The following is a 15,031-nucleotide window of genomic DNA, read 5'->3' as shown; positions in this document are numbered from 1 at the left end:
CCTTATATTCAAAAGTGGCAGGTGTTTCTTGGCAATTATCATTTCATTATTAGCATTACTGGCTACTTTTTACCAATTATATCTCCAACGATTACACAACGAAAAATCACTCAAGCCATTAGGCCAGATTGATGTCGGCGACCGCAAAACACACATCTATGTTCATATCCAAAATAATGGTTTGGGGCCACTAATTATTAAGAACGTGGTTTTTATCAAAGATGGCATTACATACAAAACTATCAGCGAATGCCTAAAGTTAGCCCCCAAATCTTATTGGCACATTTCATTGAAAGGTATAGATAAAAAGGTAATTCTACCCAATGCTTATTTCGTAATATTCGATAAAAATACAGAGAACAATTCTCCAGAAGAAATTGAAGATATTAAAAAGCAACTCACCCCAATCACTTTGAAAGTAAGTTGCCGAGATATTTATGATAACAAGTTTAGTTTTGAACGAAATCTGGAATGGTTTTCTCGGCACATACACAGTGAAGATAACTAAAGTTTACAACGTTAAATAAATTTTATTTATCTTTGAAAGATATAAATACTTAAATTTATCACCAAATAGAAAATTATTCATTGTAGTTATAAACTCTAATTTTTTTTACACCATTTTTCAAATAATAAATGTGTTACTGCTTATTTAAGATAAAGTATTTTAGCAATAGAAAAAGATTCTGATTTTTACCTAAAAGTGCTCAATAGCATTTTTACTTAATTAAATTTTAGATAGAAATATACAAAATCCGCAAATTGGGCGACTGTTATTTATTTTTTTTCACCATGTAAAATGATTGATTTGTTTGAAACGATGGTTTAATTTCATCAACTCTAAACCCTGATTTCTCCATATGTTGAAATAGTTCGTTAGAGAAATATTTCTCATTATAAATATTGAAAATAAATTTCCCATTTTTTGCAAGAATACGGTTTAATTCACAGATGAAGAATTTAGATATATTAAAATGCATAACAAAGCTTGAAAAAATAAAATCAAAATATCCATCTTGGAAAGGCAATGGAGTCTGATCATTGATATGAAACCAAAATATATTTGGGTAGTTTTTTTCAGCACACTTAATAGCATTCATACTAATATCGACCCCAAATACCTCACTTTGTTCAACTCTACTTTTTAGTCCTAAGGTGTACTTCCCATTTCCACAGCCAAAATCTAATATATTTAACCTATGCTTATTAGGAGGAATGTATGAAATAAACTCATTTATAACTTTTAGATTATAAGCATCATCCACAAATTCATCAAAATATTTCAACCTTATTTCACACATCAACATAGATTGCTTAGCCTCCATCTTTTTTATTGGTGTAGGGCTGAAAATCCTGTCCATATATCTATAATAAAGTTTTCCATGATGGAAAATAACCGACGGCAAAGGCTTTCTATGTAAATTTTTATCTACGTAAAAACCATCAATATATTCTAATGAATGACCATTTGAATTAACAAGCTTTTTTATTAATGAGGAACTATAAGTTAATAATGTCATTTTTTTACTCGTATATATCCAGTGAAGTTATTTTATTAAAATACAGTTTTTCTTTTAAACCAGAAGATATTTGCTCGCCAATTTTTATACTCTCTAATTTTTCTGAATGCTTGTTTCCAGCAGGAATTGTGCCGTTGATCTGACTTTTGACAACCTTTATATCATTATTGACTACCATTTTGTCAATAGTAATTATAAACCCTTGGCAAGTGTTAATAATTAAATCAATTACTTTATCTGAAAAAAAATCTATTTCTGATGAATCTATATATAACGCACAGTTGATTTTTTTGTTATTATCGCTGTCTAATGAGTAAATAGGAATAGCTAACATTGAATTTAAACTTGGTCTAATTGGATTCGACTTTAAACTATCTACATCCATTAAACTCACTGCTTTATCAAAATCACCTTTTCGCCTTAGCAATACTGCTTCATTAATTGCCGCAGCGTACCCAACTAATCCAAATTTGGCATTAAAAATACGACCTATATTACTTTCAGATTCGTATTTAATTGTACCACCATAACGACATAATTGCTGAAAAAAAATACTATTGTTGATTTCTATGAATCTATTCAATGACACCCTAAAAGAAGGGTTACTTTCCTTATGAAAATATGATAAGGTTTGACTTAAAATTTCAACAAATGTAGTTACTATTGCCTTTGTAAGTGGGGGGACAAATTCTGTGCCATGTACTTTATCAATATAATCTGAAGGCCAACCTGCATCCCAAATCCGATTTGAAGTATCAATACTATCCTTGAATTTAAGGTCAATTATACCAAGTGACTTTAAAGAGTCGGTTATTGCTATAGCAGGCCCATGTCTCATAATAAGAACGTCATAAGAGAGACTTGTAGAGCTTAATCCCTTGTAATTTTTCAGAAAATCAATTTTAATTTTTTTATCTTTTTTCTTAGATATTTTAGCAACGCCATAATAGTCAAAACAACCAGTTGTATGTAACAAATATACTATAAATGCATTAAAAATTGACATTTTTTTGGTTGAAAATATATCACTAATACTACTCTGCCTACCAAGTAAAGTTACTTTAGTGTCTTGTCTTTTTTGTTTGTGGATATATTCTTTTAATGGAATTAACAGCTCATTGGGTAACTCTTCAAATTTTCTGTATAACCAATTAGAATGAGTATCTTCATAAATGCCTGCATTTTCCTTTATTTTGTTTATCTGTTCTTTAATGTTTTCTATATCAACAGAATTAGAGAAAAAATCAAAAATTAAACGACCTTGATGAAAATTGATTAACGTACTCCTTAAAAGATCTACTAATGCTCCATCACCAGTACCTGAAATGATAATTTTTCTTTCAGAAGAATTTGTTTTCCCTATGTAAGGCTGATCAAGATCATCGTTTCTCCAATAGGAATTACTATCATTCAATAAACTATTTCTATCAAACCCACCTTCTATACCAAACCCTGTAGCAACAATGATGATATCAAATTCGGCGTCAAATTTGATATGATCTTTATTGGTTGAATATTCCTGAAAAATTTTTTTTGTTGAAAAATCAATATCCTCAAATCGTACGCCTAAACATTCTCGATAATTATTTGCATGTTTTTTCGTTATTAATCCATATTGTGTTAGCATCTCTTGTGCTACATCTGATGAGTACCCTTCCTTCCAATTTAATAAAGGTAATCCAGCATAAGGAAATTCAGAACCCTGACTTGGCCAATCATATATATTTGGGTGCACCCATCTGGTTTTGCATCCAGTTTGCAAATGCATAAGAATGGGTTTATTTTCATAGAGATAAACTTTGCATCCTATTGAAAGAGCCGCAGCACTTGCGGTAACTCCTCCAATCCCGCCACCAATTATTGCTATTCTCGATCCTTCTTGTATTTTGGAGGTTTTTTCTAATGTATAGATAAGGTTTAATGCTCTTACTTGTTGTTTGAAAATTGTAATTCCTCTTTGTTGAGTACCAATGTAATAGATATCTTTAAATCCGTTAACTTCTAAGTTATCTAAAAATTCTTCAGAATGATTCATTAATATTTTTATTTATAAACGTCACTATCACTAAATTAGAATGAATAAAAAAACTATGTTATAACACTTTATTTACCTTTAATATTTTAATATAATAACTCAAGATTCTTGTTAAAATACGCTGGAAATCTACTTCTAATATCTATAAGAAACGTTGTGCTAAATAACTATCAGCGTTTCTTTACATTTGTATCTAAATCTCATTAATATTTTCCCCAATTTAAAAAATTTGGTCTTCAAAACCAATTTTTTTTATTATTCGGTAATTCACATGTGGATGCTTTTGAGAAAAATATTAAAAACTATGAAATAGAGCATACCAGAAAGCAACTTAACTCAATCAAATTGAAAGTAAGTTGCCGAGATATTTATTATAACACGTTTAGTTTTGAAAGAAATTTGGAATGGTTTTCTCGGCATATGATTGATTAAAAACGTTGACCCGTAAAAGATGTTATCAACCACTATTAAAGCATAACTACCATGTGGGGCTTACCTTACGGTCGGGCTATCCGTTTCAAGTCCGACTTCGCACGAGGCTAATACACTTCGGGCTTTCCACTTCTATCCCTAAGCCTAAAATTCAAGATGATATTTCCAGAAAACTATTACAAAACACTAAGTCAATACTCTATCTATAATCCTCTGTCCTTTATTTGATACTTGACACGCTTCATGTTATATTTGTGTTACGTTGCTGTGATGTTAAGACACCCTAAATACAGGTATGTAAAAAACACCTCACATTAACTAAAAAGAGAAATTATGATATTATTTGATCCTACTCATTCGGGCGAACCTATCCGTAAAACCTTAACAAGGGTAATTCTATGACACAACTAAGCAAAAATACACTTTTAATAGATATAAAAAGTTTGATTGAGCAAGCCAAACAGCGAGTAGCTGTTTCGATTAATTCCGAAATGACCTTGCTTTTTTGGCATATTGGCAAGCGTATCAATCAATCTATACTGCAAGACCAACGAGCAGAATACGGCAAGCAGGTAATTAAATCCCTAAGTGATGAATTGACGTTGGCGTATGGCAAAGGATTTAACCGAACAAACTTGTTAAATTTTATCAAATTTGCCGAAATTTTTGAGGATATTCAAATTGTCCACGCAGTGAGTGGACAATTCACATGGACACATTTACGCATACTGATTTATCTTAAAGACGACCTTCAAAGGCAGTTTTACATGGAGATGTGCCGTTTGGAACGCTGGAGCGTTAGAACACTCCAAGATAAAGTTAATTCGATGCTTTTTGAAAGAACGGCCATTAGCCGAAAACCCGAAGAAACTATCAAGCAAGAGTTGATACAGCTTAGTAAAGGGGAATCGCCCAGCCCCGACTTGGTTTTTAGAGACCCTATTTTTTTAGACTTCTTGAACCTGAAAGATACTTATTCCGAAAAAGACTTAGAAGCCTCTATTTTGGCAGAACTACAATCATTTATCATAGAAATAGGCTCGGATTTTGCTTTTTTAGCCCGTCAAAAACGTATTACAATTGATCACACCGATTATTATATTGATTTGCTTTTTTATCATAGACGCTTACGCCGATTGGTTGCGATAGACTTGAAATTGGGAGCGTTTAAAGCAGCGTATAAAGGACAAATGGAAGTGTATTTGAAATGGCTGAAAAAATATGAATTGATGGAGGGCGAAAATCCACCCATCGGCTTGATTTTGTGTGCAGAAAAAAATCAAGAACACCTTGAGTTACTCGAAATAGAACAATCTGATATTAGAGTAGCTGAGTACATTACAAAACAAATACCAAAGGATATTTTGCATCAAAAATTACAAAATGCTATTGAAATAGCACGTAACCAAATAGCAACTAAAGAGAAGGACAAGTAAGGTAAACCGAAAAATAGCTTACTTACCTTGAATTAAATTACAAATGATAATAATTTTACAGTAATCTAATATAGAGTCTAACACCCACAAGGGTGTTTATGGGGCATCTTCAAAAAAATACCACAAAAAATTATAGAAAAGGCGGAATGTTACCAGCCTAATTATAATCCTTTTTGTGTAGCAATGCTGAAATGCTTCTATAAAGTATTCTTAGTAAAATGAACATTATTGATTTTAATGAGGGCTAATGCTAAAATCTATCACATCGCCAAGCTGCAAACCATTTATCTAAAAGAACCCACAAACTATTAAGATGAGAATATATAAAATAGAAATAGAGAATTTTAGACTTTTAAAAGATTTTTCAATTGATATTGAAGAAGAGCTTTCCTTAGTTATTGGAAAGAATAATACAGGAAAAACTTCAATTCTTTCAGTTCTTGATAAATTCTTGAATGAGAAAAATAAGTTTACTTACGACGACTTCAATATAGGTTTTAAAAACGATTTAGAAAGATTAATTAATGCCCTTGATGTTCCTGACGAATTTCCACCAAAAGGCATTAAACTAAAGATATTTATTGAATATAATGATAAAGATGATTTGTCAAATGTTAGTAGAGTATTGATGGATTTAGACCCTAATAACAATAAAATTGTATTAGGGTTTGAATATACATTAGCCTATAGTGATTTTCTGAAAATCAGAACAGATTATGCTGCTTTTGTCGTAAGTGAAATAACAAAGGTGGCTAATAAAAAGAAAAGCAAACCAAGAGAATTGAAAGAATTCTTAAAGCAAGAGTTAGGCAAATATTTTCACATTTATAAGATGTCTTTTGAGTATGATATAGCTACTGAGACAATCAATAATAATAACTTTATTGATCTCGAAAAAGAGGGTATTAGTATTAAAAATATAATTGATTTCAGATATATTAGTGCAAGGAGAGATGTAACTAATAAAGAAAAAGAAAACACACTATCTAAACAAACATCCAGTCTTCACAAAAAGAAAGAAGACAATAGTGACCAAAATCAAGCTACTGAAAACTTTAAAGATCAACTTTCAGAAACCGATAATACATTAAGCGATATATACAAAGACCTATTCAGCGATGTAATTAAAAAAGTCCAAGATTTTGGAGGAATAAAACTGAATGATACTGACATCGCAATAATTTCAACATTGCAACATCGGGAATTACTTGAAGGAAACACCACCGTAATATATACGCACGATGACCATAAGTTGCCAGAACATTATAATGGCTTAGGTTATATGAACCTTATAAGCATGATTTTTGAAATTGAAATTCTTGTTCAGGATTTCAAACGGGATAAGGACAAAAAGCCAGCAGATATAAATCTACTCATCATAGAAGAACCCGAAGCACATACACACCCCCAAATGCAGTATGTCTTTATTAAAAATATTAAGAAATTACTTGCCGAAGGTATAAAGAGAGATGATGGAATAAATAGACCCCTACAATATATAATTACGACACACTCATCACACATTGTTGCAGACAGTGATTTTGATGACATTAAATATTTGAAAGCAGAAAATAAGAATAATGTTGTTGCAAAAAATCTTTCCGATTTGAGAAAACAATATGATGCCGACCCAAGTCAATATCAATTTCTAAAACAGTATTTAACTATCAGTAGAGCTGAAATTTTCTTTGCCGATAAAGCTGTTTTGATAGAGGGAGATACGGAAAGAATATTAATACCAACTTTTATGCGAAAAGTTGATTTAGAAGAAGCAGATCGTCTAAAAGCAGAGGGTAAAGAAGACACTTTTCTTCCACTATTATCTCAAAACATATCAATTATCGAAGTCGGGGCATATTCACAAATCTTTGAGAAATTTATAGAATTTTTAGGGATTAAGTCTTTGATATTAACTGATATTGATGCCATCAAAGTTGTAAAACAAGACGATAAAGGGCAAGACGTTTGGGGAGCTTGTCCTGTTGATGAAGGTACTAAAACAAGCAATTCTGCAATTAACTATTTTTTGAGTACAGTTGTTTGGAATGACTTAAAAACATTACCTGTTGGCAATAGGATAATTATTATTGGCAGTTGTACGGTTTGCATTTGCTATCAACAGGAAGAAAATGCCTATCACGCAAGAAGTTTCGAGGATGCTTTTATTCATATTAACCGTGCATTTATAAACGGTAAAAAAGATGAATTTCAGGGACTACAAAATAGAAAGTTATTTGATGAAGTTGCCAATAATGCTTATGTATTAGCAGGTTCGTGTATAAAAAAGAAAACGCATTTCGCATTGGATATACTATATCATAGCGATAAGGACTTTAGTAACTGGAATATTCCTGCATATATCAAAAATGGTTTATTATGGTTGAAGCAAGATTAAATACAAATTTAGAACCCGAAGTACAGCAAATACTTCAATTAATTGACGAAGGAAGAAACTTTCTTTTGAGTGGTGGTGCAGGAAGTGGTAAAACCTATTCGTTGGTAAGTGTTATTCGACAGGTAATTGCTGAAAATCCAACAGCAAAAGTAGCCTGTATGACATACACCAATGCAGCAGTAAAAGAAATTGAAGAAAGAGTAAACCATAAGAACCTTAATGTATCTACAATTCACGACTTTTTATGGGATAATATAAAGCACTTTCAAAAGGAGCTTAAAGAAGCAATTATTTCGTTAGCCAATAATGAGAATGTTAGTGGAATTTCAATTGATGAGGCAAATCCTATTCCCAAAAGCTATTTTAATACTTTAATAGACGGAATACAATATAAAGAGTTTTTACGATTGCGTGAAGGAATCATTTCTCACGATGAGTTACTTATTGTTGCAAACTATCTTTTTGAAAAATATCCAAAACTTAGCAGTATAATAAAGCATAAATACCAGTTTATTTTTATTGATGAATATCAAGATACGAATAAAGCTGTTATTGATATTTTTCTCACTCACTTCAAGAAAAGCGAAAGAAAAAATATTATTGGATTCTTTGGTGATGCGATGCAATCTATTTACGATGATGGGATTGGAAATTTAGATGAATACAAAGGAGACTATGCAGATACTGTAAACGAAATTCCAAAGAAACAAAATAGAAGAAATCCTCAGCTTGTTATCGATTTAGCCAATAAACTTCGGACTGATGGCATCACACAAGAACCTTCTACAGATCCCAATGCACCCAATATGTTTAATGGTGTAGTAAAGCAAGGCACTGTACTATTCTTATATTCTACTGATGGCAATATTAAAAAGGTTGAAGAGTTTTTGGTAGCTAATCATGCTTGGGATTTTAGTAATTTAAAGCAAACAAAAGAACTTAATCTTACTCACAATTTAATAGCCGACAAAGCGGGTTTTAGAACCTTGATGGATATTTATAATAAAGACCAGATATTAAGTTATAAAGATAGAATTAAGAAGCATATTAAAGAAAACAATATTGCTACTGACTTTTCTGAAAATACATTTGGAGAAGTAGTTGAAGCATTGCAGCAAGGAAAAGGTGGTAGAGAATTAAACACAGTTCGCCCTACAAACACAATGCAGGTTTTTATTGATGGGAATACCGAATTGTACAATTATGCTAAATCTCTAAAATATTCTGATTTTTCCAAAATGTATGTTGATAAAGACCAATTGCTTGATGATAAAAAGCAAGACGAGGATGATGAAAACAAGAAAGGTTCAAAAAGAGATAACTTGATAAAACATTTGTTTAAAATCCAAAATAATATTTCTCTGTATAAAAGTAAAAGGTACAACGAGTTTCTAAGGGCAACAGACTATCGTTTTAAAATAACAAGTATCGCAAGCAAGAGAATTCTTAAAGAAAATATTGATAATCTTGTAGATGTTGGCGATAAAACCATAGAAGAAATAATTATTGATGCCAACGAAAAGGGTATATGTATGATTAATGATAAGCTCGTTAATTTTAAAGAGAAGAAAGAATATTTATATAATCGTGTTAAAAATGTCAGGTTTAGTGAATTTCAAAAACTATATGAATATTTGGAAGGTCAAACACCGTTTTCTACACAGCATAAAACAAAAGGATCTGAATTTGATAATGTATTAGTTATTCTTGATAATGGAGGTTGGAACAATTATAATTTCGGCAACCTTTTCTTAGAAACAGGCTCGCCAACTGTATTAGATAGAACTCAAAAGATATTTTATGTTTGTTGTACAAGGGCCAAAGAGAATTTAGCGGTTTTCTTTCATAATCCTAACGCACAGGTAATAGCAAAAGCTAAAGTATGGTTTGGCAATGATAATGTGATTGAGTTGAACTAATAAAGCATATGAGAAGCTAACATTTTTGAGATTTACTTATTTAATGGAATATAGAGTAGTAAATAGAAATCCTAATATGATAAGAATAGCATGGACTTTAACAGACACCAAGGTGCTAAAGTAATCTAATAATGTCTAAAATCTAAAAGGGTATTTTATGGGGTATCTTAAAAAAATTAACACAAAAAACAAAATCAAAACAATACTTTAATAGCTTATTTAGAATCCCTCTCCAGCCACCAATATTTCATCTCAACAAGTCCAAAGAAGTCTAAGAAAGCCTTGATTTACAAGGCTTTTGCTGTTATAATCGTCTAATCAGACACAAGTTAATCTGAATAAATTTAGTGGTTTTTGGGGTATGAAATGGGGTATTTTTTATACCCTCAAAGAAAATACCCCACTTTGGAGGACATAATGAGCGGTTTATGCGATTTAGATTGCCGACATGCGAAACCGAAAGATAAGGCTTATCGCTTACACGATTCTGGTGGTCTTTACCTTGATGTAAAAGTAACTGGCAAAAAGATATGGCGTTTAAAGTATAAAATATATGGCAAAGAAAAGCTTTTGACCATTGGAGAATACCCAAAAGTAACTTTAATTATAGCCCGTGAAAAGCGAGACCAAGCCAAAGAGAAACTGGCCACTGGCATTGACCCAGCACGAGAAAAGCAGGAACAAAAGAAACAGGCTCGTTTTAAGCAAACCCAAACATTTGAACTGGTTGCTACCGAATGGTATGAATACAACCTCAGTACATGGTCGCCTAATCATGCAAAACACATTCTGAGTCGATTAAAACAGAATGTATTTAGTGAAATTGGCAATTATCCCATTGCTAAAATTACAATACAAGATTTGCTTACGTGTCTCCGAAAGGTAGAAGAACGAGAAGCGAATGAAATGGCTCGCCGCATATTACAAATGATGGGGCAAGTGATGCGGTATGCTGTTATTACAGGGCGAGCAGAACGGGATATTACTGTTGACCTAAAAGGGGCTTTGAAAAAATATAAGAAAGGTCATTATGCGGCCATTGATTCAGATGAATTACCGCAACTTTTAAAGACCATTAATAAAAATGATGCCCGTTTATTTAAACAAACCATTATTGCGATTAAACTTATTATGTTGACATTTGTTCGCACCAGTGAATTGACAAATGCCACATGGAAAGAATTTAACCTTGAAAAAGCCGAATGGAATATTCCAGCCGAGCGTATGAAAATGAGATTGCCTCATTTTGTACCACTTTCAAAACAAGTGTTAGAGCTATTGGAAGAGCTAAAGCAAGTATTTGGGAAGTCAGAATATATTTTACCCAGCATTGTTCGCCATGATAAACCGATAAGCAATAATACTATTCTATCTGGTTTATCCCGTCTTGGTTATCATAAAATAATGACTGGCCACGGGTTTCGGGCTTTAGCGATGTCCACAATTAAAGAAAAATTGAACTATCGCCATGAAGTAGTTGACCGCCAATTAGCCCATCAGCCAAAAAATAAAATTGACCAAGCCTATGACCGAGCAAAGTTTATTTCCGAACGAACGAAGATGATGCAAGAGTGGGCAGACTATATTGACGCACTTCAAAAATAAGCATTTACTAAAAGGTGTCTTTTGCAGGTCTGAAATTTTCTATACAGCTTTGAATATCGCTTACCCTCCACGCTGTAATACGAGGTGCGAGTTTAAATGGTTTTGGGAACTGCCCCGTCTTACATCCACTCCACCATGTGGCCTTACTGACAGGAATAAGTTTTAAAACCTGTTCCAATCTTAGAAAGCCTGTTGGTACATTTGTCTCAATAGAAAAGTTATTCATTTTAAACCTCATGTTAGAAACAGTTTTAAGTAAGCGTATTTACTTCAACTAAACGATTTCTTTAGCTGAGTCTTAAAAAATGCAAGTAAATATAGTTGAGGATATAAAGGAGAAGCGGAATAAACCTATGTTAGTTGTGAAAACTACTGATTCTGTACGATTCACTAAATATTATCCGCTGATTACGACATAATTTTTAAGCAGATTATTTTTGGGTTGGGGCATACTAATTAATGGAAGTTATTCTTTATTTACAAAAGGTAAATTAAATTGACAAACGATGATGCAATCTCTTAGTGATTGTTCCCGTAACACGGGCATTGTTATCTTTTGTTCATTATAGATGTTATTTCCTGAAAGGATTTTTCTGCATGCTTTCTAAGACACCTCACAACTATCCTCAAGTCCTTGACCGCAAGAGTGCCGCTAAATATCTCGGTCTTTCTCCTAATACTTTGGCGGTTTGGGCTTGTACAAAGAAATATAATTTGCGTTACATAAAAGTAGGAAGAGCCGTGCGTTATCGCTTGTTAGATTTGGAGAAGTTTATAGAAGAACGTCTCAGTTCATAGAACCGCCTTGAAAGAAAAATATAGTTAAAATTCTTTCTTCCTAACATTTGAGTTTTTCAGAGGAGCAATCATGAATATTCATGAGGCTAATAAGATTTCTATGTGCGAAATCCTAACCAAGCTAAGCATTCACCCCCACAAGATAAATAAGAATAACGCTTGGTATTTTTCGCCATTCCGACAAGAGAGAACACCAAGTTTCCAAGTTGATTTGTACAAAAACCGTTGGTACGACTTCGGGGAAGCAATGGGTGGCGATTTAGTAGATTTTATTTGTGCCTACCTCAAACACCACAAGGAAGAAAATACAAAGTCAGATGCACTACGTTGGATTAGAAATATGTGCGATAATAGTGTGGAGCTATTAAACTTTCACCCAAAAATACCTCAAGCGGTAGAAAAAGACTTCGCATTAATCTTAAAAAATAGCAGATCCATTCAACACCTCGGATTGATTAATTATCTTGAAAAAAGAGGTATTCCATTATTCATTGCTCAAAAATACCTCAAGGAGCTTCATGTTTACAACAAAGACACGGGTAAAAAATTCTTTACACTTGGTTTGCCTAATGAAGAAGGCGGTTTTGAGTTGCGAAATCCTTTTTTTAAAGGTTGCTTGCGAACTAAAGCTATATCATTTATACGAGGGAAAATATCGAAACCGCAAGGTATTCATATTTTTGAAGGTCTGTTTGATTATTTGTCAGTTGCTTGTGATTTAAAAGGGCAATTCTTTCAGGATGATGCTATCATTCTGAACTCCCTATCTTGTTTGAGACAGATAAATCCCTACATCAGAAATTATGGTTATGAGACCGCATATACTTGGATGGATAATGACCATGCTGGTGAAAATGCCACAGTTATGCTGGCCGAATTTTTTAAAACGCAAGAAGGTATCACCCATAAAATAATGAATAATGTTTATGCTCCACACAAAGATGTAAATGCGTGGCACATGTCTCAACTCAATTTGTCATTGTAAAAGAGGCAATCCATGTCTGCTAACTCACTACAATCTTTGTTCAAAGTAAATGAAGTTGAAATTATCTATCGTAATCCAACACCCATTCAGGATAGGATTAGCATCAAACAGTCATCAACGGCCTATCAAGTTTTTCGGCAAACATGGGATGAAAATAAAATAGAACTACTGGAACAATTTAAAATCTTACTCATAGACCGTAGTAGCCATTGTTTGGGCATATCAGAAATTGCCACAGGTGGCATGAGTGCTTGCGTTGTTGACCCAAGGGTTATCTTCGCCATTGCTTTAAAAACAAAGTCAAGCGGTCTGATTTTGGCACATAACCACCCCAGCGGAGGTTTAAAACCCAGTGAGGCTGACCTATCAATGACCAATAAATTAGTGAAGGCAGGAAATCTATTGGATATTTCGATAATCGACCATCTTATTGTTACGACACAAGATTATTATTCGTTTAGTGACAACGGAATCATGCCCAAACCTTCATGATTAAAAGTTGTGAATGTAGTTTTGGCGACATTTATCATTGTTGTAATCCAAAAGTAAGGGTTTGAGACGGTGATGTACCAGACGCCACTCATGCCACCAACAATAATTTTCTCCTGTGTGCCACATTCCTCGCCCTACCAAAATTTTTGCTGGTTTATTCGCTTAAAACGTCTGGTTATTCCCTCCCCGTTACCCTGATTTTGGAGAATTAAAAATGAATAGAGTAAGCCCCAAAAATAAAAGACATCTTTCTCAACCTGTTTCAAAGGAGGCTCAATTGAAACCAGATACTTTACCCCAAACGGATATTTATACTCGTATCACCAATAAGATTGTGAGTGATTTAGAAAAAGGCAATCTCACATGGCGAAAACCTTGGAATTCCGACAACATGCAAGGTCGTATTTTGCGGCCACTTCGCTGGAATGATATTCCCTATACAGGTATCAATACACTTGTACTTTGGGGAACTGCCGCCGAAAAAGGCTATAATTTACCCTACTGGATGACTTTTAAGCAAGCAAGCGACATGAAAGCCTCCGTTCGCAAAGGTGAAAAAGGCGAACAAATTGTTTATGCTGACCATATTATTAAAGAAGAGCAACAGCCTGATGGTCAAACCAATACCAGTAAAATTCCATTTTTAAAATCATACACTGTCTTCAATGTGGCACAAATTGACGGATTGCCAGAGGCTTACTATACAATGCCACCAGCCGTTACAACCAATAAGGAACAACGCATTGCAGCCTTAGAAGAGTTTTTTACACAAACCAAGGCTGATATTTACACAGGCTATGAAGCCTCTTATTCTCAAAGTGCTGACCGTATTCAAATGCCTCCTTTTGAAAGTTTTGAAAATGCAGCAAGCTACTATGCTGTCTTAGCCCATGAGTTAACCCATTGGACAAAACATCCCAAACGTTTAGATCGCAATATGGGTCGCAAACAATATGGTGATGAAGGCTATGCCAAAGAGGAATTAGTTGCTGAATTAGGAGCGTGTTTCCTTGCATCTGACCTTGGTTTTGAACCTATGCCCGACGAAAAACATGCCGCCTATGTTCAATCGTGGCTCACAGTTTTACAGAATGATAAACATTTTATCTTCTCAGCAGCATCTCATGCCCAAAAGGCCGTTGAATATATTCACTCCTTGCAATGCTCTTAGCGTTGCAAGCTATATACTATTGGGTTGGTTTTAGCCTTTGATTTACTCAATTACCAAACACCTTTGTATGACAGTCGATTGGTGCTGTCAGCTTAACCCGACAGTTGTGCATACGCTTATCCCTTCTTTTTTCTTGCATAAAAAAATCTCTAACGACTTCGCAAAAAATAGACGACAAACCTCATTTTTTACTTTGGGGAGCTTTTCACAATCTTTACGGGTTTTGTTTGCTTCCGTCATCAA

At 33.5% G+C, this 15,031-nt stretch carries 12 protein-coding genes; 9 read left to right on the top strand and 3 right to left on the bottom strand.

Annotated elements, in window-relative coordinates:
- Positions 1 to 28: 28 nt before the first annotated feature.
- The gene (locus tag IEX65_RS15320) at positions 29 to 508 is read left to right on the top strand and encodes a hypothetical protein (protein ID WP_188766972.1); all 480 of its coding nucleotides are present in this window, start codon (positions 29 to 31) and stop codon (positions 506 to 508) included.
- Positions 509 to 773: 265 nt separating this feature from the next.
- On the opposite strand, the gene IEX65_RS15315 is transcribed toward IEX65_RS15320, so the two are convergent.
- Positions 774 to 1,520, bottom strand: a complete 747-nt coding sequence (locus IEX65_RS15315; protein ID WP_188766971.1) for a class I SAM-dependent methyltransferase — start codon at positions 1,518 to 1,520, stop codon at positions 774 to 776.
- Positions 1,521 to 1,524: 4 nt separating this feature from the next.
- A complete protein-coding gene (locus IEX65_RS15310; protein WP_188766970.1) occupies positions 1,525 to 3,555 on the bottom strand; it encodes an FAD-dependent oxidoreductase in 2,031 nt (676 codons plus the stop codon).
- An 830-nt stretch (positions 3,556 to 4,385) separates the two neighbouring features.
- Between IEX65_RS15310 and IEX65_RS15305 the strand changes: the two genes are divergently transcribed.
- The 4 genes from IEX65_RS15305 to IEX65_RS15290 all read left to right on the top strand — a co-directional run bounded on the left by IEX65_RS15305 (position 4,386) and on the right by IEX65_RS15290 (position 11,342).
- Complete coding sequence (locus tag IEX65_RS15305) at positions 4,386 to 5,423, top strand: PDDEXK nuclease domain-containing protein (RefSeq protein ID WP_188766969.1); 1,038 nt, start codon at positions 4,386 to 4,388, stop codon at positions 5,421 to 5,423.
- A gap of 313 nt (positions 5,424 to 5,736) precedes the next feature.
- Positions 5,737 to 7,818, top strand: coding sequence for an ATP-dependent endonuclease (locus IEX65_RS15300; protein ID WP_188766968.1), 2,082 nt, complete (start codon positions 5,737 to 5,739; stop codon positions 7,816 to 7,818).
- Positions 7,800 to 9,737, top strand: a complete 1,938-nt coding sequence (locus IEX65_RS15295) for an ATP-dependent helicase (RefSeq protein ID WP_188766967.1) — start codon at positions 7,800 to 7,802, stop codon at positions 9,735 to 9,737. Before IEX65_RS15300 ends, IEX65_RS15295 begins: the two co-directional genes overlap by 19 nt.
- Positions 9,738 to 10,154: 417 nt before the next feature.
- Positions 10,155 to 11,342, top strand: coding sequence for a tyrosine-type recombinase/integrase (locus IEX65_RS15290; protein ID WP_229250708.1), 1,188 nt, complete (start codon positions 10,155 to 10,157; stop codon positions 11,340 to 11,342).
- Between the two features lie 7 nt (positions 11,343 to 11,349).
- Here IEX65_RS15290 and IEX65_RS15285 read toward each other — a convergent pair whose 3' ends face one another.
- On the bottom strand, positions 11,350 to 11,568 hold the full coding sequence (locus IEX65_RS15285) for a helix-turn-helix transcriptional regulator (protein ID WP_188766965.1): 219 nt from the start codon (positions 11,566 to 11,568) through the stop codon (positions 11,350 to 11,352).
- Positions 11,569 to 11,939: 371 nt separating this feature from the next.
- Here IEX65_RS15285 and IEX65_RS15280 point away from each other — a divergent pair, with 371 nt between their 5' ends.
- The 4 genes from IEX65_RS15280 (at position 11,940) to IEX65_RS15265 (ending at position 14,788) form a co-directional block, all read left to right on the top strand.
- The gene (locus IEX65_RS15280) at positions 11,940 to 12,140 is read left to right on the top strand and encodes a helix-turn-helix domain-containing protein (RefSeq protein ID WP_188766964.1); all 201 of its coding nucleotides are present in this window, start codon (positions 11,940 to 11,942) and stop codon (positions 12,138 to 12,140) included.
- A gap of 70 nt (positions 12,141 to 12,210) precedes the next feature.
- Positions 12,211 to 13,125 (top strand): DUF8464 domain-containing protein, encoded by a 915-nt coding sequence (locus tag IEX65_RS15275; RefSeq protein WP_188766963.1) that lies wholly within the window; start codon positions 12,211 to 12,213, stop codon positions 13,123 to 13,125.
- Between the two features lie 12 nt (positions 13,126 to 13,137).
- Entirely contained in the window at positions 13,138 to 13,617 is a 480-nt protein-coding gene (locus IEX65_RS15270) for a JAB domain-containing protein (RefSeq protein WP_188766962.1), read from the top strand.
- Positions 13,618 to 13,831: 214 nt separating this feature from the next.
- On the top strand, positions 13,832 to 14,788 hold the full coding sequence (locus IEX65_RS15265; RefSeq protein WP_188766961.1) for an ArdC family protein: 957 nt from the start codon (positions 13,832 to 13,834) through the stop codon (positions 14,786 to 14,788).
- Positions 14,789 to 15,031: the final 243 nt, after the last annotated feature.

The sequence above is a fragment of the Emticicia aquatilis genome (genome assembly GCF_014644295.1).
Classification (GTDB): domain Bacteria; phylum Bacteroidota; class Bacteroidia; order Cytophagales; family Spirosomataceae; genus Emticicia; species Emticicia aquatilis.
The sequence above is the reverse complement of the archived record's forward strand: the minus strand, read 5'-3'. Positions and strand labels throughout refer to the sequence as shown.